General features: G+C 70.1%; 21 protein-coding genes. 16 read left to right on the forward strand and 5 right to left on the reverse strand.

The genetic code is table 11. The annotated features are described in order from the left end of the window. Positions 1 to 9: 9 nt before the first annotated feature. A complete protein-coding gene (gene hisB / locus ON34_RS09690) occupies positions 10 to 624 on the forward strand; it encodes an imidazoleglycerol-phosphate dehydratase HisB (RefSeq protein WP_040777163.1) in 615 nt (204 codons plus the stop codon). After that, entirely contained in the window at positions 621 to 1,253 is a 633-nt protein-coding gene (hisH, locus tag ON34_RS09695) for an imidazole glycerol phosphate synthase subunit HisH (protein ID WP_040777166.1), read from the forward strand. Before hisB ends, hisH begins: the two co-directional genes overlap by 4 nt. A 41-nt stretch (positions 1,254 to 1,294) precedes the next feature. Here the strand turns inward: hisH and ON34_RS09700 are convergent, their stop codons facing one another. Next, positions 1,295 to 1,759 (reverse strand): Rv1363c family protein, encoded by a 465-nt coding sequence (locus tag ON34_RS09700; RefSeq protein ID WP_157172243.1) that lies wholly within the window; start codon positions 1,757 to 1,759, stop codon positions 1,295 to 1,297. Positions 1,760 to 1,870: 111 nt separating this feature from the next. After that, positions 1,871 to 2,389, reverse strand: a complete 519-nt coding sequence (locus ON34_RS09705; RefSeq protein WP_051022325.1) for a nuclear transport factor 2 family protein — start codon at positions 2,387 to 2,389, stop codon at positions 1,871 to 1,873. Between the two features lie 221 nt (positions 2,390 to 2,610). Between ON34_RS09705 and priA the strand changes: the two genes are divergently transcribed. The 5 genes from priA to hisI all read left to right on the forward strand — a co-directional run bounded on the left by priA (position 2,611) and on the right by hisI (position 5,706). Further along, positions 2,611 to 3,342 carry a bifunctional 1-(5-phosphoribosyl)-5-((5-phosphoribosylamino)methylideneamino)imidazole-4-carboxamide isomerase/phosphoribosylanthranilate isomerase PriA gene (priA, locus tag ON34_RS09710; RefSeq protein ID WP_040777172.1) on the forward strand — a complete coding sequence of 244 codons (732 nt, stop codon included), beginning with the start codon at positions 2,611 to 2,613 and terminating at the stop codon, positions 3,340 to 3,342. Beyond that, positions 3,339 to 4,154 (forward strand): inositol monophosphatase family protein, encoded by an 816-nt coding sequence (locus tag ON34_RS09715; protein WP_040777175.1) that lies wholly within the window; start codon positions 3,339 to 3,341, stop codon positions 4,152 to 4,154. The genes priA and ON34_RS09715 overlap by 4 nt, the downstream gene beginning before the upstream one ends. 4 nt (positions 4,155 to 4,158) lie before the next feature. Next, on the forward strand, positions 4,159 to 4,932 hold the full coding sequence (hisF, locus tag ON34_RS09720; protein ID WP_040777177.1) for an imidazole glycerol phosphate synthase subunit HisF: 774 nt from the start codon (positions 4,159 to 4,161) through the stop codon (positions 4,930 to 4,932). Positions 4,933 to 5,040: 108 nt separating this feature from the next. Continuing rightward, positions 5,041 to 5,331: a hypothetical protein gene (locus ON34_RS09725; RefSeq protein WP_040777180.1), complete on the forward strand. Its 291-nt coding sequence runs from the start codon at positions 5,041 to 5,043 to the stop codon at positions 5,329 to 5,331. 27 nt (positions 5,332 to 5,358) lie between these two features. Then, positions 5,359 to 5,706, forward strand: coding sequence for a phosphoribosyl-AMP cyclohydrolase (gene hisI / locus ON34_RS09730; protein WP_040777184.1), 348 nt, complete (start codon positions 5,359 to 5,361; stop codon positions 5,704 to 5,706). A 6-nt stretch (positions 5,707 to 5,712) separates the two neighbouring features. On the opposite strand, the gene ON34_RS09735 is transcribed toward hisI, so the two are convergent. From ON34_RS09735 to ON34_RS09745, 3 genes are all read right to left on the reverse strand, one after another. After that, positions 5,713 to 6,162, reverse strand: coding sequence for a MarR family winged helix-turn-helix transcriptional regulator (locus ON34_RS09735; RefSeq protein WP_085997046.1), 450 nt, complete (start codon positions 6,160 to 6,162; stop codon positions 5,713 to 5,715). A 201-nt stretch (positions 6,163 to 6,363) separates the two neighbouring features. Continuing rightward, a complete protein-coding gene (locus ON34_RS09740) occupies positions 6,364 to 6,912 on the reverse strand; it encodes a hypothetical protein (protein ID WP_040777187.1) in 549 nt (182 codons plus the stop codon). 328 nt (positions 6,913 to 7,240) lie between these two features. Continuing rightward, positions 7,241 to 7,696: a peroxiredoxin gene (locus ON34_RS09745; RefSeq protein ID WP_040777278.1), complete on the reverse strand. Its 456-nt coding sequence runs from the start codon at positions 7,694 to 7,696 to the stop codon at positions 7,241 to 7,243. 160 nt (positions 7,697 to 7,856) lie between these two features. Between ON34_RS09745 and ON34_RS09750 the strand changes: the two genes are divergently transcribed. From ON34_RS09750 to ON34_RS09790, 9 genes are all read left to right on the forward strand, one after another. Beyond that, positions 7,857 to 9,416: an anthranilate synthase component I gene (locus ON34_RS09750; protein ID WP_040777190.1), complete on the forward strand. Its 1,560-nt coding sequence runs from the start codon at positions 7,857 to 7,859 to the stop codon at positions 9,414 to 9,416. Further along, positions 9,413 to 10,231: a TIGR02234 family membrane protein gene (locus ON34_RS09755; protein WP_051022327.1), complete on the forward strand. Its 819-nt coding sequence runs from the start codon at positions 9,413 to 9,415 to the stop codon at positions 10,229 to 10,231. Before ON34_RS09750 ends, ON34_RS09755 begins: the two co-directional genes overlap by 4 nt. Before the next feature lie 183 nt (positions 10,232 to 10,414). Beyond that, positions 10,415 to 11,233, forward strand: a complete 819-nt coding sequence (gene trpC, locus ON34_RS09760) for an indole-3-glycerol phosphate synthase TrpC (protein WP_040777193.1) — start codon at positions 10,415 to 10,417, stop codon at positions 11,231 to 11,233. Continuing rightward, positions 11,230 to 12,498: a tryptophan synthase subunit beta gene (gene trpB, locus ON34_RS09765; RefSeq protein ID WP_040777196.1), complete on the forward strand. Its 1,269-nt coding sequence runs from the start codon at positions 11,230 to 11,232 to the stop codon at positions 12,496 to 12,498. The genes trpC and trpB overlap by 4 nt, the downstream gene beginning before the upstream one ends. Continuing rightward, positions 12,495 to 13,298 (forward strand): tryptophan synthase subunit alpha, encoded by an 804-nt coding sequence (trpA, locus tag ON34_RS09770; protein ID WP_040777199.1) that lies wholly within the window; start codon positions 12,495 to 12,497, stop codon positions 13,296 to 13,298. The genes trpB and trpA overlap by 4 nt, the downstream gene beginning before the upstream one ends. Before the next feature lie 59 nt (positions 13,299 to 13,357). Continuing rightward, on the forward strand, positions 13,358 to 14,470 hold the full coding sequence (gene lgt / locus ON34_RS09775; RefSeq protein WP_174372019.1) for a prolipoprotein diacylglyceryl transferase: 1,113 nt from the start codon (positions 13,358 to 13,360) through the stop codon (positions 14,468 to 14,470). 218 nt (positions 14,471 to 14,688) lie between these two features. Further along, positions 14,689 to 15,198 (forward strand): TM2 domain-containing protein, encoded by a 510-nt coding sequence (locus tag ON34_RS09780; RefSeq protein WP_040777205.1) that lies wholly within the window; start codon positions 14,689 to 14,691, stop codon positions 15,196 to 15,198. 218 nt (positions 15,199 to 15,416) lie between these two features. Next, a complete protein-coding gene (locus ON34_RS09785) occupies positions 15,417 to 16,142 on the forward strand; it encodes an amino acid ABC transporter substrate-binding protein (RefSeq protein ID WP_040777284.1) in 726 nt (241 codons plus the stop codon). A gap of 10 nt (positions 16,143 to 16,152) precedes the next feature. Then, on the forward strand, positions 16,153 to 16,821 hold the full coding sequence (locus ON34_RS09790; RefSeq protein ID WP_040777208.1) for an amino acid ABC transporter permease: 669 nt from the start codon (positions 16,153 to 16,155) through the stop codon (positions 16,819 to 16,821). Positions 16,822 to 16,889: the final 68 nt, after the last annotated feature.

Genomic DNA, 16,889 nt, shown 5'->3' on the forward strand with positions numbered 1-16,889 from the left:
GACGTGAGCATGAGTAGGACCGCCCGGGTGGAGCGGATCACCAAGGAATCCAGCATCGTCGTCGAGCTCGATCTGGACGGCACCGGCAAGACCGAGATCGCCACCGGCGTCCCGTTCTACGACCACATGCTGACCGCCCTGGGCGCGCACGCGAGCTTCGACCTGACCGTCCGCGCCGAAGGCGACATCGAGATCGAGGCGCACCACACCGTGGAGGACACCGCGATCGTGTTCGGCCAGGCGCTCGGCAAGGCGCTGGGCGACAAGGCGGGGATCCGTCGTTTCGGCGACGCCTACATCCCGATGGACGAGACGCTGGCGCACGCCGCGGTCGACGTGTCCGGCCGCCCCTACTGCGTGCACACCGGCGAACCGGAGCACCTGCTGCACGCGGTGATTCCGGGCTCCGGGCCAGGGGCGCCGTATTCCACCGTGCTCAACCGTCACGTCTTCGAGTCGATCGCTCTCAACGCGCGCATCGCCCTGCACGTGCGCGTGCTCTACGGCCGCGACCAGCACCATGTCACCGAGGCCGAATTCAAGGCGGTCGCGCGGGCTCTGCGCGCCGCCGTGGAACTCGACCCGCGGGTGAGCGGGGTCCCGTCCACGAAGGGAACGCTGTGAGGAAATCCGTCGCCCTGCTGGACTACGGTTCCGGCAACCTGCACTCGGCCGAGCGGGCGCTGACCAGGGCGGGCGCCGACGTCGACGTGACGGCCGACCCGCAGGCGGTGCTGGCCGCCGACGGTCTGGTGGTGCCCGGCGTGGGCGCGTTCGCCGCGTGCATGGCGGGTCTGCGGGAGGTGCGGGGGGAGCGGCTGATCGGTCAGCGGCTGGCCGGTGGACGCCCGGTGCTGGGCATCTGCGTCGGCATGCAGATCCTGTTCGAGCGAGGTGTCGAGTTCGGTGTGGAGACCGACGGGTGCGCCGAGTGGCCCGGCACCGTCGAACGCCTCTGCGCGCCGGTGCTGCCGCACATGGGCTGGAACACCGTCTCCGCGCCCGCCGACAGCGTCCTGTTCGCGGGTCTGGACGCGGACACTCGCTTCTACTTCGTGCACTCCTATGCCGCCCAGGCTTGGGATCTGCCGCCCAGCGACCACATCGCCGCGCCCAAGCTCACCTGGGCCGAGCACGGGGTGCCGTTCCTGGCGGCGGTGGAGAACGGCGTGCTCTCGGCGACCCAATTCCACCCGGAGAAGTCGGGCGACGCGGGCGCCCAGCTGCTGCGCAACTGGGTGACCTCGCTGTAGGAGACGATCCCGCGCACCCCGGCGCGGGATCGTCCACCGGCTCAGCGCGACACGACCTTGCTGACCAGCCAGCGTCCGTCGACGTTGTCCACCGTCACGGTCATCGCCATGCGGCCGGTCTGCGGGAGCCCGTCGGTTTCGTCGCTGGTCACCGTCCGGGTGACGTCGACGTCCACCACGGCCCGGTTGTCGTCGCCGGAGACGACGCGGCAGTCCGCCGAATCGGCTTGGGCGCGCAGGTGCGTGGCCTCCGCGCCGGCTTGGATATTGGCGCGGAAGTTCTCGAACTCGGCCCGGAATTCTCCGGTGCTCAGGTCGAGCATCTTGCGGGCGTGGTCGCCGAACCGCGCGTAGTCGTATGTCGCCGCGGTGCTGCCGAATTCGCATCCGGCCAGGCGCGCTTCCTCGGGCGGCGGCGCCGCGGCGGCGACAGGTGCGGCGACCATCGCCGCGGAGCAGGTGGCTGCCGAAAACATCAGAGCGGCAGCGAGTGTCGATCGTGACATGCACTTCCTCGGTGCGAGGGGAAAGCGGCGACCGGGGTTGATCGCCGAGCGCAGACGATACCGCCGCCCTGCCCGTTCCGGGGCGGTCTCGCGGCCCCGGCGGCGCGCTGGTTACGGACGGGTGCCGGTGGACCAGACCGGAGTGGTCTCCACCCGCGACAGCCGCCAGCCCTCGGCGGTGCGCACCGCGTCGAAGCGGTAGATCTCGCCGAGCGTGTATCGCGGTTGCGGAATCGTCCCGTCCGTCGTGGCGAGCGCGAAGGTGGCGATGAGGTTGGCCCGGACGTCGGCGGCGTCGCCGCGCAGGTCGACCAGCACGTTGCTGATGACGTGCTGAATCCGCTTGTCCGCGGTGTGATTGCGGCTGGCCTGGGCGATCAGAGCGTCGCGGCCATCGGCCGTGCCGCCGGGCGTCTTCGCGGTCGCGTCGGGCGTGTAGATCGCCCGCAGGTCGTCGAAGCGGCCCTCGTCCAACGCCCGGCCGAGCCGGTCGACCAGCGCGGTGATCTGCTGGCGGTCCAGCATCTCGCGGGCTTCGTGCGCGTCGGTCGGGGTGGCGAAGGTGCGGGCGGCGGCGAGCGCGGCCAGCGGGAGGGCGAGCAAGGGGAGGGCGAGGCGGATCTTGCGCATCGGAGGGCCTTTCCAGCGGTACGTTGGCTGATCCAACGTTGGCGTCGCCAACGTTATCAGATTGTGGGTGGCGCCAACAAGTTATGTCCGGGTTTCCGCCGCCACTCACTGTGCGCCGGCGCATCCTGGAGGCGCACGGCGCCGACCGCGGCCGGTGATCGAGGTCCCATTCGCCCAGGCCCGCGACCCGCGCGCGGCCGGGTAACCACTAGGCTGCTCTCGTGAGTCTTGTGCTGCTACCCGCCGTCGATGTCGCCAACGGAGAGGCCGTTCGCCTCGTGCAAGGAGAGGCAGGCAGCGAAACCAGCTACGGTTCGCCGCGTGAGGCCGCGCTGGCCTGGCAGGAGGCCGGGGCGGAATGGGTGCACCTGGTCGACCTGGACGCGGCCTTCGGACGCGGCTCGAACCGGGAGCTGCTGGCGGGCGTCGTCGGCGAACTCGACGTGAAGGTGGAACTGTCCGGCGGCATCCGCGACGACGAGAGCCTGGAGGCGGCGCTGGCCACCGGCTGCGCCCGGGTGAATCTCGGCACCGCGGCGCTGGAGGATCCCGTCTGGTGCGCCAAGGCCATCGCCCGCCACGGCGAACGGATCGCCATCGGCCTGGACGTGCGCATCGTCGACGGCGAGCACCGGCTGCGCGGCCGCGGCTGGGTCAGCGACGGCGGCGATCTGTGGGAGGTGCTCGAACGCCTGGAACGCGACGGCTGCTCGCGCTACGTGGTGACCGACGTGACCAAGGACGGCACGCTCACCGGCCCCAACCTGGACCTGCTGCGCGAGGTGTGCGCGGCCACCGACGCGCCGGTCATCGCCTCCGGCGGCGTCTCCACCATCGACGACCTGGTCGCGATCGCCGAACTGGTGCCGGACGGCGTCGAAGGCGCGATCGTCGGCAAGGCGCTCTACGCGGGCCGGTTCACCCTGCCCGAGGCGCTGGCCGCGGTGAGATGAACCAGGCGCTGTCGGCACTGCTCGCGGAGGCGAGCGAGGTCCTGGACTCGGTGTGCTCGCGGTTCGTCGAGGGTGTCGGTGCGCCGAGCGCGGTGGTCAAGGGCCGCAACGACTTCGCCACCGCGCTCGACCTGGAGCTGGAGCGCACCATCTCCGCCGAGCTGCACCGGCGCACCGGCATCGAAGTGCACGGCGAGGAGTTCGGCGGGCCGCAGCTCACCTCCGGCACCGCGTGGGTGCTCGACCCCATCGACGGCACGTTCAACTACTCCTCCGGGCATCCGCTCTCGGGCATGCTGCTGGCGCTGGTGCGCGACGGCGAACCCGTGCTCGGCCTGACCTGGCTGCCGCTGCTCGGCCGCCGATACGCGGCCATGGCCGGTGGCCCGGTGCTGCTGGACGGGCGTCCGCTGCCGCCGCTGCCACGGGGCACTCTGGCCGAGTCGATGATCGGATTCGGCGCGTTCAACGTCGACTCGAACGGCCGCATCCCCGGACAGTTCCGCTTCGATCTGCTCGGCCCGCTGAGCAGGCTGTCCTCCCGGGTGCGCATGCACGGCTCCACCGGCATCGATCTGGCGTTCACCGCCTCCGGCGTGCTCGGCGGCGCGATCGTCTTCGGGCACCATCCCTGGGACAACGCGGCGGGCGTCGCGCTGGTGCGCGCGGCCGGCGGCGTGGTCACCGACCTGGCGGGACGGCCGTGGACCATCACCTCCGGCTCCGTGCTGGCGGCCGCGCCGGGCGTACACGAAGAACTGCTCGACATGATCTGCACGGTCGCCGACCCGACGGCCGCGGAGAAAGGGTGAGGCAATGACGTTGGCCGTACGGGTGATCCCGTGTCTGGACGTCGACGCGGGCCGGGTGGTCAAGGGCGTCAAGTTCGAGAATCTCCGCGACGCGGGCGATCCCGTCGAGCTGGCCGCCCTGTACGACGCGCAGGGCGCCGACGAACTGACCTTCCTCGACGTGACCGCCTCGACCGGCGACCGCGGCACCATGATCGACGTGGTGACCCGCACCGCCGAGCAGATCTTCATCCCGCTCACCGTCGGCGGCGGGGTGCGCACCGTGGAGGACGTGGACCGGCTGCTGCGCGCGGGCGCGGACAAGGTCTCGGTGAACACCGCCGCGATCGCGCGGCCGGAGGTGCTGCGCGAGATGTCCGAACGGTTCGGTTCGCAATGCATCGTGCTCTCGGTCGACGCGCGCACCGTCCCGCAGGGCGAGCCGGACACCCCGTCCGGCTGGGAGGTGACCACGCACGGCGGCAAACGCGGAACCGGCATCGACGCCGTCGAATGGGCGGTGCGCGGCGCCGAGCTGGGAGTCGGCGAGATCCTGCTGAACTCGATGGACGCCGACGGCACCAAGGCCGGTTTCGACCTGCCGATGATCCGCGCCGTGCGCGCCGCGGTGACGGTGCCGGTGATCGCCAGCGGCGGCGCGGGCGCGGTCGAGCACTTCGCACCGGCCGTGCACGCCGGCGCCGACGCGGTGCTCGCGGCCAGCGTGTTCCACTTCGGCGAGCTGACAATCGGCCAGGTCAAGGATGCGATGCGGGCGGAGAAGATCGTCGTCCGGTAGCGGTTGGCGGAAATCCGCCGCACCGGAAGGCGAGTCGTGCGGTCGCGGTTGCACCGGGCATGAGCATCGGAATCGCGCTGTCCCCGTTCGCCCTCGACGCCACCGAAAATGCCGTGGACGCGGCCGTCGCGCTGGGGGGAGGCGGCGGCCACGGCCGGATTGTCCTCGCTGTGGTTCGGTCAGACCTTCACCCATGACGCCATCGCGCTGGCCGGCGCGGCGCGCGCCGCGGATCCGGCGGTGATCGGTGACGAGGAGCTGATCGCGGCGCGGGTCGAGGAGTACTTCGCGGCCGGTGCGACGGAGGTGGTGTTCTCGCAGACCGACTTGACCAGCCCGGAGGACCAGCGGCGCACCTGGCGGGTGCTGGGCGAGCTGCGGCGGTCCCATACGCGCTGAAGGCCGGGCATGGTCTATAACGGTGCTATGAGTCTGGATCCCGCCATCGCCGCCCGTCTCAAGCGCAACGACGCCGGGCTGGTGTCGGCCGTCGCGCAGGAACGCGCCACCGGTGACGTGTTGATGGTCGCGTGGATGGACGACGAAGCGCTGGCGCGGACGCTGGAAACCCGCAAAGCCACCTACTATTCGCGTTCGCGGCAGCAGTACTGGGTCAAAGGGGAGACCTCCGGCCACACCCAGTACGTGCATGAAGTACGGCTGGACTGCGACGGCGACACGATCCTGCTCGTCGTCGATCAGGAAGGCGCGGCCTGCCACACCGGCACACACACCTGCTTCGACTCCGATGTGCTGCTCGCCGCGCGATCCTGAGCGCGGTTACGCAGTCGACGGGCGGTCGTCCTCGGCCGCCGGAGTCAGCCCGCCGGACTGATCGAGCCGGTCGGCCAGCCGCGCGGCCAGCAGCTCACCCAGTTCGGCGAGCTGGGCCTTCTGCCCGTCGTCCAAACCGTCGAAGACCAGGTGGCGAACGGCGTCCACATAACCCGGCGCGGCCTCGACGACCTTCAGATACCCCTCGTCGGTGAGCACCGCGTGGACGCCGCGCCGCCCCGCGGTCGCCGAACGCTGGGCCCACCCCATGCGCTCCAGCTTGGACACCACATGCGACAGTCGCGATAGCGATGCGTTTGCCTTGTGGGCAAGCTCACTCATCTGAAGCCGGTGCCCCGGTTCTTCCGACAGCAGGCTCAGCACCCAGTACTCGAAATGCGTCACGCCGGACTCGCGCTGCAACTGGGTGTCCAAGGCCGCCGGTAGACGTGTCATCAACGCAACGATGGCGCGCCAAGCTCGCTGTTCGACGGGGTCGAGCCACTTCGTCACTGTGTGCCTTCTTTCAAGCCAAGTGACGTGGTCGTGTTCGTGGTCTTAGGGATTGTGGAAATGCCTGTGCACAGTCACCCGCGCCCATGAGTTTGCCACGACTTCGCTCGACCGTCATAAAGATCGTGCATGACGTGAGTTCACTCACAGCTTCTCGCCGCCCGCGGCCGTCGCGGCGCGCGCGTGGGCGCGCCGCCACTTGCGCAGCAGCAACAGGCCCACCGCGAGGAGGAACAGAATCGTCGCCACGATGGCGCCCGCCAGCGCGGCGCCACGGAACGCGGGCGCGTCCACGTCCAGAATCCGCTCACCCGCATGGGCGGCGCTGCTGTTTCCCAGCACGATGGTGAGGGTCATCAGGTTGGGGATCGCGAAAAGGATCGCGACGACCGCGGCCGCTCCCGCCAGGAACCGGCCCGCCTTGCTGCGCCAGAACACTACGGCGAACAGCAACAGGAAAAGCGGTACGACGGTGCACAATCCGCCGTAGAACAAGCCCCAGCCGATGCCTTTGGCGAAGCTGCCGTCCACCATCGACCCGACTCGCTGGGCCCACCAGCGCGGGATGAAGGCGGACAAGACCAAGTAGGTCAGGACCAATAGAGCGAGGATCGCGGCGCCGACAATGATCCGTGTGCGCCAGACGGCAGCTGTGGATTTGCGTCCGCCGGGCTGAGCCTCGGTCGAAGTCATGCGGAAAGCGTATGCGGCTGCCGCGCCTTCGCCCGGCCCGGCGCGCGGGCTGCCGACGGACTTCGCCCGGCCGCGCCTTTCTACGGCTGCTTCCGTGTTCGCTCGGTCCGGCGCGTGGGTTCTGCGGCTGCCTCGGTGTTCGCTCGGCCCGGCGCGCAGACTCTCCGCCTGCCTCGGTGTTCGCTCGGCCCGCCGCACAGACTCTCCGCCTGCCTCGGTGTTCGCTCGATCCGGCGCGTCGTCGGCTTCGGACGGACTCCACCTGCGGCGTCCGTTTATGCCGCCGACCAGCCAGAACCGGCTGCCTTGACGCGGCGCGGCGCGTGGTTTACCTGGCGCGCAGGTACGCCAGCGCCTCGTCGGCGTGCACGTTGGCGCGCAGCTCGCCGGTGATGATCTTGCGGATGGTGCGGTCGGTGTCGATGACGAAGGTCTGCCGCTTCACCGGCGCCAGTTTGCCCAGCAGCCCACGCTTCACGCCGAACCGCGCGGCCACCGCGCCGTCGGCGTCGGACAGCAGCGGATAGCCGAGGCGCTGCTTGTCCGCGAACCCCGCCTGGGTGTCCACCCCGTCGGTGCTGATGCCGACACAGGTGGCGCCGACGGCGGCGAATTCGGCGGCCAGGTCACGAAAATGGCACGCTTCGGCCGTGCACACCGGAGTGTTGGCCGCGGGATAGAAGAAGAGGACCAGTGGGCCGTCCGCCAGTAGCGAGTCGATCGAGCGGGGTGTGCCGGACTGATCGGGAAGCTCGAAGTGCGGGGCGAGCTGTCCTGGCTGCATGCCCGAGAACTTACCGGTCGCTTGGTCCGCGAGCGTAGTGAGAGCCGCCACACCTCCCCGCACTGGACGACCGATCCGATCTGCCGGATTTGTCCCCTCCGTGGCCGTGTCACCGGCACCGCTCACCGGCTTGTCGGCCCGGCCTGGGATGATGTCTCCCATGCCAGGCACGTCCACTCCCACCACCACGACCCGCGAACAGTTCCATCTGCTGGCCGCGGAACACCGGGTGGTCCCGGTGACCCGAAAAGTGCTGGCGGACTCCGAGACTCCGCTGTCGGCCTACCGCAAGCTGGCGGGCGACCGGGCCGGCACCTTCCTGTTCGAGTCCGCGGAGAACGGACGCTCCTGGTCGCGGTGGTCGTTCATCGGCGCGGGCAGCCCGTCGGCGCTCACCGTGGTGGACGGCGAGGCGGCCTGGCTCGGTCACATCCCGGCCGACGCCCCCTCCGGCGGCGACCCGCTGGTCGCGCTGCGCGAGACCCTGGAGCTGCTGCGCACCGAGCGACTGCCCGGACTGCCACCGCTGACCGGCGGCATGGTCGGATACCTCGGCTACGACGCGGTGCGCAGGATGGAGCGGCTGCCGAACCTCGCGCTGGACGACCTGGGCCTGCCGGAGATGGTGCTGCTGCTGGCCACCGACCTGGCCGCGTTCGACCACCACGAGGGCGCGATCACGCTGATCGCCAACGCGGTCAACTGGAACGGCACCGCCGAGCGGGCCGACGAAGCCTATGACGACGCCGTCGCCAGGCTGGACCGGATGACCGCCGCGCTCGGCGCGCCCGCCGACTCCACCGTGTCGGTGTTCGACCAGCCCGAGCCGCAGTACCGGCGCAAGCGCACCACCGAGGAGTTCGGCGCGGGAGTGCGCCGCCTGGTCAAGGAGATCGAGGCGGGCGAGGCGTTCCAGGTGGTGCTGTCGCAGCGTTTCGAGATGGACTACGACGGTTCGCCGCTGGACCTGTACCGCATGCTGCGCGCCTCGAACCCGAGCCCGTACATGTACCTGCTGCACATCCCCGACGGCGACGGCGGCACCGCGTTCTCCATCGTCGGCTCCAGCCCGGAATCGCTGGTCACCGTGAAAGACGGTGTGGCGACCACCCATCCGATCGCGGGCACCCGCTGGCGCGGCGTCACCGAGGAGGAAGACCTGCTGCTGGAGAAGGGCCTGCTCGCCGACGAGAAGGAGAACGCCGAGCACCTCATGCTCGTCGATCTCGGCCGCAACGACCTGGGCCGGGTGTGCGAGCCGGGCACCGTGCGGGTCACCGAGTACCGGCACATCGAGCGCTACAGCCACGTGATGCACCTGGTGTCGACGGTGTCGGGGCGGCTGGCGCCAGGACGCGTCGCGCTGGACGCGGTGCGGGCCTGCTTCCCGGCGGGCACCCTGTCCGGCGCGCCGAAGGTGCGGGCGATGGAGTTGATCGAAGAACTCGAGCCGACCCGCCGCGGCATCTACGGCGGCGTCGTCGGCTACCTGGACTTCGCCGGTGACGCCGATACCGCGATCGCCATCCGCACCGCGCTGCTGAAGGACGGCACGGCCTACGTGCAGGCGGGCGCGGGCGTGGTGGCGGACTCGAACCCGGAGTACGAGGACGTGGAATCCCGCAACAAGGCGATGGCGGTGCTGAAGGCCATCGCGGCAGCCGGAACGGTCCGGGCCTACGGTGCCGAACCCGGTGCGGGGAACGGCGAACCGCGATGACAGCCCCCGACGACCCCGACAAGGAACCCGGCCGGGCCCGGGAACCGGCCCCGGACGCGAGCGCCGCGGCACAGCCGCGATCCGCTCCCGCGCCGGACGATTCCGCCGCGTCCGCGGAATCGCCTCGCGCCGACGCCGATTCCCGCCGCAGGTATCCGGTGGCCCCCGTCGTTCTGCTCGCCATCGCCGCCGCCGCGCTGTGGGCCTCCTCCCGGATGACATGGGTGACCGTCACCTCCTCCGACGGGCTCACCCAGCCGCGAACGGATCACCTCGACGGCGGGGTGTGGTTCGGCGCCCTGACACCGCTGGCGCTGGTGCTGCTCGCCTCGATCGCGGCCGTGCTGGCCACCAAGGGCTGGTTGCGCCGGGTGGTCGGCGTGCTCATCGCCCTGGTCGCCGCGGTGGCCGCGGTCCCGGCGTTCGCGTTGCTGACCGATTCCGGCGCGATCGGCGAACGGGCCGCGAAGCTCGCCGAACTCCCGGCCCGCGCGCAGGTGCAGGAGGCGACCACGTCGGCGTTCCCGGCCGTGCTCGCCCTGCTCGGCGCGATCGCCGCGTTCGGCGCGGGCGTGCTGCTGGCCAGGATGCCCGCGGAAACCGCGCGGCTGTCCGGCAAATACGACAATCCGGTCTTCCGGCGCGCCGCCGCGACGGCGGAGGTCACGCAGCGGCGCGCGCAGTCGCCGAAGCAGGGATCCGAGCCGCAGGTGTCCGAGCGTGTGCTGTGGGACGCACTGGACGCCGGTACCGACCCGACCGAGGAGCCTCCGGAGGATCCGGACCCCGGCGAGGCGGGCCGACGTGCGCGCTGAACTGTGCGCCCGCACCGGGTGTGGCGGGTACCACCTTGCGCCGAGCCCTTCCGCGTGGTCCAACTCGAGCCCCGGCGCGAACGCGCCCGGTAGGTCCATTTATTCTTTGTCAGCATCGGTGAGACAGCGCCTGGGGGGATTCTCAGGTAGCAAGTCCGTCTCCCCAGAAAGGATTCGAGCCAGATGACGGTACTCGACTCGATTCTCGACGGGGTCCGCGCGGATGTGGCCGCTCGGGAAGCCCTTCTCGACTTCCAGGCGGTGAAGGCGGCCGCCGCCGCCGCGCCCGCGCCGCTGGACGCCCGTGCCGCGCTGCTCGAGGACGGCATCGGCGTGATCGCCGAGGTCAAGCGCGCCAGCCCCTCCAAGGGCGAGCTCGCGGACATCCCCGACCCGGCCAGCCTCGCCAAGGCCTACGAAGACGGCGGCGCCCGGATCATCAGCGTGCTCACCGAAGGGCGCCGCTTCAACGGGTCGCTGGACGACTTGGACGCGGTCCGCGCCACGGTGAACATCCCGATCCTGCGCAAGGATTTCGTCGTCGGCCCCTACCAGATCCACGAGGCCCGCGCGCACGGCGCGGACGTCATCCTGCTCATCGTCGCGGCGCTGGAGCAGGACGTGCTGTCCTCGCTGATCGACCGCACCGAATCGCTGGGCATGACGGCGCTGGTCGAGGTGCACACCGAGGAGGAGGCCGACCGCGCGCTGGAGGCGGGCGCCTCCGTGATCGGCGTGAACGCCCGCAACCTCAAGACGCTCGAGGTCGATCGCGACGTGTTCGCCCGGATCGCGCCGGGACTGCCCACCGAGGTCATCCGGATCGCCGAGTCCGGTATTCGCGGCACCGCCGACCTGCTGGCCTACGCGGGCGCGGGCGCGGACGCCGTTCTCGTCGGCGAGGGCCTGGTGACCAGCGGCGACCCGCGTGCCGCGGTGTCGGAGCTGGTGACCGCGGGCACGCACCCGTCCTGCCCGAAGCCCGCGCGGCGGGGCCGGTGACGGGCGTGGCGGCACTACCTCAGGCCAGCGACGGCGTCGCCCAGCGCAGCGGCCACGAGCCGGACGCGGGCGGGCACTTCGGCGTCTACGGCGGCAGGCACGTCCCCGAGGCGCTGATGGCGGTGATCGAGGAGGTCACCGCCGAATACGAGAAGTCCCGGCTCGACGAGTCGTTCCTGGGCGAGCTCGACCGGCTGCAACGCGACTACACCGGCCGCCCGTCGCCGGTATTCGAGTGCACGCGGCTGGCCGAGCACGCGGGCGGTGCGCGCATTCTGCTCAAGCGCGAAGACCTGAACCACACCGGCTCGCACAAGATCAACAATGTGCTCGGCCAAGCCCTGCTGGCCAAGCGGATGGGCAAGTCCAGGGTGATCGCGGAAACCGGCGCCGGCCAGCACGGCGTGGCCACGGCGACCGCCTGCGCGCTGCTCGGCCTGGACTGCGTCATCTACATGGGCGCGGTGGACACCGCGCGCCAAGCGCTGAACGTCGCGCGCATGCGCCTGCTGGGCGCCGAGGTGATCTCGGTGACCTCCGGCTCACAGACCCTCAAGGACGCCATCAACGAGGCGCTGCGCGACTGGGTGACCAACGCCGACGACACCTACTACTGCTTCGGCACCGCCGCGGGCCCGCACCCGTTCCCGATGCTGGTGCGCGATTTCCAGCGCATCGTCGGCATGGAGGCCCGCGCCCAGGTGCGGGCCTCGACCGGTCGGCTGCCCGACGCGGTCGTCGCCTGCGTCGGCGGCGGCTCCAATGCCATCGGCATCTTCCACGCGTTCCTCGACGACGCCGACGTCCGGCTGATCGGCTACGAGGCGGCCGGTGACGGCGTCGACAGCGGGCGGCACGCGGCCACTTTCACCGGCGGGACGCCGGGCGCCTTCCAGGGCGCGTACTCCTACCTGTTGCAGGACGAGGACGGCCAGACCATCGAGTCGCACTCGATCTCGGCGGGCCTGGACTATCCCGGCGTCGGCCCCGAGCATGCCTATCTGAAGGACATCGGCCGCGCCGAGTACCGGCCGATCACCGACACCGAGGCGATGGACGCGCTGTTGCTGCTCAGCCGCAGCGAGGGCATCATCCCGGCGATCGAGTCGGCGCACGCGGTCGCGGGCGCGCTGCAACTGGGCAAGGAGCTCGGTCCCGGCGCGATCATCCTGGTGAACCTCTCGGGCCGGGGCGACAAGGACATGGACACGGCAGCGCGGTGGTTCGGGCTGTTCGACGCAGACACCGAGGAGGCGCGGTCGTGAGTCAGCAGTCTCGTCTGGCGAACACCTTCGCCGCCTGCCGCGCCGAGGGCCGCGCCGCGCTGATCGGCTATCTGCCCGCGGGCTTCCCCGACCTCGCCGGTTCGATCGACGTGGTGCGCGCGATGGTCGAATCCGGCTGCGACATCATCGAAGTCGGCGTCGCCTACTCCGACCCCGTGATGGACGGCCCGACCATCCAGGCCGCCGCCGAGCAGGCGCTGCGCGGCGGCGTGCGGGTGCGCGACGTGTTCTCCGTCGTCGAGGCCATCACCGGCGCCGGTGGCAAGGCCGTCGTGATGAGCTACTGGAACCCGGTGCTCAAGTACGGCGTCGATCGCTTCGCGCGCGATCTGGCCGCCGCGGGCGGGTCGGGCATCATCACCCCCAACCTGATCCCGGAGGAGGCCGACGACTGGTTCGTCGCCTCGTCCACGCACAACCTGGACCGCATCTTCCTGGTCGCGCCGTCGTCCACCGAGGAGCGCCTGGTGAAGACGCTCGAGGCCAGCCGCGGCTTCGTGTACGCGGCCTCGACCATGGGCGTCACCGGCGCCCGCGACGTGGTCTCCTCGGCCGCGCCCGCGCTGTGCGCGCGCATCCGGGCCCACTCCGACATTCCGATCGGCGTCGGGCTCGGCGTGCGCTCCGGCGAGCAGGCCGCCGAGATCGCGGGCTACGCCGACGGCGTGATCGTCGGCTCGGCGTTGGTCACCGCGGCGGGCGACGGGCTCGACGCGGTGCGGCGCCTCACCGCCGAACTCGCCGCCGGTGTCCGTTCGCCGATCGCGTTCGCCAGTTAACTCGGCGACGCCCGACCGTGGAGCTTGCGGCTGAACCGCACTCCGCTACGGTGGCGACCGTGACCTTACAAGTCCTGGCAGACAGTGTCGTGGCCAACAGCGACGTGCTGGCCTACATTCCCAGCCCTCCGCAGGGCGTGTGGCAGATCGGGCCCTTCCCCTTACGGGCGTACGCCTTGTGCATCATTCTCGGCATCGTCGTCGCGATCTGGTGGGGTGAGCGGCGCTGGCGCGCGCGCGGCGGCCAGCCCGGCGCGATCCTGGATGTCGCGATGTTCGCGGTGCCGTTCGGCTTGGTCGGCGGCAGGCTCTATCACGTGGCCACCGACTGGCAGAAGTACTTCGGCGCGGACGGCAACCCGGTCGACGCGCTGAAGATCTACCAGGGCGGCCTCGGCATCTGGGGTGCGGTGCTGCTGGGCGGCATCGGCGCGTGGATCGGCTGCCGGGTGTACCGAATCCCGTTGCCCGCGTTGGGTGACGCGGTCGCCCCGCCGATCCTGCTCGCCCAGGCCATCGGCAGGCTGGGCAACTACTTCAACCAGGAGCTGTACGGCCGCGAGACCGACGTGCCATGGGGCTTGCAGATCTTCCGCCGGGTCGGCGACGACGGCCAGCTGGACATGATGAACGGCGTCTCCACCGGCGTGGTGGACAAGATCGTGCATCCCACCTTCCTGTACGAGATGATCTGGAACCTGCTCGTCGTCGTGCTGCTGGTGTACGTGGACCGGCGCTTCCGGATCGGCCACGGGCGTCTGTTCGCGCTGTATGTCGCCGGTTACTGCTTCGGGCGGTTCTTCATCGAGCTGATGCGCGCCGACGAGGCCACCCGGATCGCGGGCATCCGGATCAACTCGTTCACCTCCGCCGTGGTGTTCCTGGGTGCGATCGCCTACTTCGTGTTCGCGACCAAGGGCCGCGAGACGCCCGAGCAGTTGCAGCCGGGCGCGAGTCCCCGCCCGTGGCCGTGGCAGATCCGCGCGCTGCGCGCGGCGGGTGCGGCGCCCGCCGAGAAGCCTTCGGACGCAGCGACGTCCGAGGAGACGGTGACCGATGCGACGGCGGCCGGGTCGGCCGAAGAGACCTTCACCGCCGAGTCCGGCCAGGAGCAGTCCGGTGTCGAGTCCACCGGGACGGGTTCGAACAAGGCAGGTTCGGACAAGAGCTGAGCGTGCCGGTCGCCGATTCGCTGACGCCGCCGGATTCCCGTCCACGGCAACGAATCGGCGACACACGGCGATAACTCCTCGCAGGGCCGAAAACACCGGAGGCGACAACCAGGTCGATCCCGGTGACAATGTCTCGTGATCGTCGCGAGCGGCAAATCGGCGGTCCAGCAAGGACGGGGGCCGACAAGAGGGTGCCCGCACGAATGAGGAGGACATGAGTGACCGACCCTAACCAGCAGATCCCGGGTTCCACGGGCCCGCAGTACGGCCCGCCCGGTACTGGTCCGGATCTGACCAAGCCGCTGGAGGCGCAGACCCCGCCGCAGTACAGCTCGCCGTCGGCCCCCTACGGTCAGCCGCAGTACGGTCAGCCGCAGTACGGTCAGCCCGTCGACCCGTACGGCCAGCAGCCTGGCGGTTACCCGCCCGCGCCGTACCCGGGCGCCCCGCAGGGCTACAACCCGAACGACCCGGAGGCGCCCTGGGGCCGCGACCCCTTCGGCGTGCCGCTGTCGGAGAAGCAGAAGCTGATCGCGGGCCTGCTGCAGATCTTCCTCGGTAGTTTCGGCGTCGGTCGCTTCTACCTCGGCTACACCGGACTCGGCATCGCCCAGCTGGTGGTCTCGATCCTCACCTGCGGTCTCGGCGGCATCTGGGGTCTCATCGACGGCATCTTGATCCTCGTCGGCAAGGTCCCCGATCCCCAAGGACGCCCGCTGCGCGACTGATCGCGCTGGCATCGGCACGACAGGGAGGCGGGCGCGGGTCGTCCGCCTCCCCGCGTACGCCGGGCGAAGACGATGAGCACAATCCTTCGTCGCACGATGATCGGAATGCTGTCGCCCCGGTAGGTCCGGGCGTAGCATGACCGGATTCGCGTGTCGTGTGTGGACCTCCACGCACTGGAGAGAGGGATTTCGTGCGTCGCAAGCTGTTCGCCGCCGCCATGCTCGCCGTCGTCGCCGCCACGGGCCTGAGCGCGTGCGGCGACAGTGACCCCAATGTGCTGAAGGTCGGCACCGAGGGCACCTACGCGCCGTTCAGCTTCCAGGGCTCCGACGGCAAGCTCACCGGGTACGACGTGGAGGTGATCCAGGCGGTCGGCGACAAGCTCGGCAAGAAGGTCGAGTTCGTGCAGACGCCGTGGGACGCCATCTTCGCCGGTCTGGAAGCCAAGCGCTTCGACTTGGTCGCCAACCAGGTGACCGTGAACGACGAGCGCAAAGCCAAGTACGCGCTGTCGGCGCCCTACACCACGTCCGCCGGTGTGATCGTCACTCGCGCCGACAACAACGCCATCACCCGTCTCGCCGACCTGGGCGGCAAGGTCTGCGCGCAGTCGGCCACCAGCAACTGGAGCAAGGTCGCCACCGACGCGGGCGCGAAGGTCGAGGCCGTGGAGGGCTTCGTGCAGGCCATCCAGCTGTTGAAGAACGGCCGCGTGGACGCGACCGTCAACGACAACCTCGCCGTCGCCGAATACACCAAGAAGACCGGCGACAGTAGCGTGAAGATCGCGGGCAAGACCGGAGCGGAGAGTAAGCAGGCGTTCGCCGCGCGCAGGGGCGACGCACTGATCAGCGACGTGGACAACGCGCTGAACCAGCTGCGCGCCGACGGCACCCTGGCGAAGATCTCCGAGAAGTATTTCGGCACCGACGTCAGCCAGTAGCCACCAGTTCATGGACGCCGCGACCAGGGATCTCATCTGGCACAACCTGTGGCCGATGCTGCAGGCCACCGTCACCAAGACCATTCCGCTCACCGCGATCAGCTTCGCCATCGGCGTGGTGCTCGCCCTGTTCGTCGCGCTGGCCAGGATGTCGCCGGTGTGGCCGCTGTCGGCGGCCGCCCGGTTCTACATCTCGATCATTCGCGGCACTCCGCTGCTGGTGCAGCTGTTCATCGTGTTCTACGCGCTGCCGCAATTCGGCGTCGTGATCGACCCGTTCCCCGCCGCCGTGATCGCCTTCAGTCTCAATGTGGGCGGCTACGCGGCCGAAGTGGTGCGCGCCGCCATCCTCAGCGTCGCCGACGGCCAGTGGGAGGCGGCCAAGGCGCTCGGCATGTCATACCCCTTGATGCTGCGGCTGATCATCCTGCCGCAAGCGGCCAGGATCGCGGTGCCGCCGCTGTCCAACACGCTCATCTCGCTGGTCAAGGACACCTCGCTGGCCTCGACCATCCTGGTGACCGAGCTGCTGCGCGTCGCCCAGCTCGCCGCGGCCCCGACCTTCGATTTCTTCGCTCTCTATGGTGTCGCGGCGCTGTACTACTGGGTCATCTGCCTGATCCTCGGATTCGCGCAGACCCGGCTGGAAACGAGGTTGGCCCGGCATGTCGCGCGCTGAGTATCCGTTTCTACCGGCTATCGAGCCCTCGTTCATATTTTTCACCAAGGTTTCACCGTGGCCACGGC

The organism is Nocardia pneumoniae NBRC 100136 (assembly GCF_000308755.1).
GTDB lineage: Bacteria > Actinomycetota > Actinomycetes > Mycobacteriales > Mycobacteriaceae > Nocardia > Nocardia pneumoniae.

What these genes read in the sequence shown, in the direction of transcription:
- ON34_RS09705 (WP_051022325.1), bottom strand. Translation starts at nt 2,389, where the DNA reads ATGCGCAAGATCCGCCTCGCCCTCCCCTTGCTCGCCCTCCCGCTGGCC.
- ON34_RS09725 (WP_040777180.1), top strand. Translation starts at nt 5,041, where the DNA reads ATGCCGTGGACGCGGCCGTCGCGCTGGGGGGAGGCGGCGGCCACGGCC.
- ON34_RS09735 (WP_085997046.1), bottom strand. Translation starts at nt 6,162, where the DNA reads ATGACACGTCTACCGGCGGCCTTGGACACCCAGTTGCAGCGCGAGTCC.
- trpC (WP_040777193.1), top strand. Translation starts at nt 10,415, where the DNA reads ATGACGGTACTCGACTCGATTCTCGACGGGGTCCGCGCGGATGTGGCC.
- hisB (WP_040777163.1), top strand. Translation starts at nt 10, where the DNA reads ATGAGTAGGACCGCCCGGGTGGAGCGGATCACCAAGGAATCCAGCATC.
- hisF (WP_040777177.1), top strand. Translation starts at nt 4,159, where the DNA reads ATGACGTTGGCCGTACGGGTGATCCCGTGTCTGGACGTCGACGCGGGC.
- ON34_RS09755 (WP_051022327.1), top strand. Translation starts at nt 9,413, where the DNA reads ATGACAGCCCCCGACGACCCCGACAAGGAACCCGGCCGGGCCCGGGAA.
- ON34_RS09740 (WP_040777187.1), bottom strand. Translation starts at nt 6,912, where the DNA reads ATGACTTCGACCGAGGCTCAGCCCGGCGGACGCAAATCCACAGCTGCC.
- ON34_RS09745 (WP_040777278.1), bottom strand. Translation starts at nt 7,696, where the DNA reads ATGCAGCCAGGACAGCTCGCCCCGCACTTCGAGCTTCCCGATCAGTCC.
- ON34_RS09785 (WP_040777284.1), top strand. Translation starts at nt 15,417, where the DNA reads ATGCTCGCCGTCGTCGCCGCCACGGGCCTGAGCGCGTGCGGCGACAGT.
- ON34_RS09700 (WP_157172243.1), bottom strand. Translation starts at nt 1,759, where the DNA reads ATGTCACGATCGACACTCGCTGCCGCTCTGATGTTTTCGGCAGCCACC.
- ON34_RS09790 (WP_040777208.1), top strand. Translation starts at nt 16,153, where the DNA reads ATGGACGCCGCGACCAGGGATCTCATCTGGCACAACCTGTGGCCGATG.
- hisI (WP_040777184.1), top strand. Translation starts at nt 5,359, where the DNA reads ATGAGTCTGGATCCCGCCATCGCCGCCCGTCTCAAGCGCAACGACGCC.
- ON34_RS09750 (WP_040777190.1), top strand. Translation starts at nt 7,857, where the DNA reads ATGCCAGGCACGTCCACTCCCACCACCACGACCCGCGAACAGTTCCAT.
- ON34_RS09715 (WP_040777175.1), top strand. Translation starts at nt 3,339, where the DNA reads ATGAACCAGGCGCTGTCGGCACTGCTCGCGGAGGCGAGCGAGGTCCTG.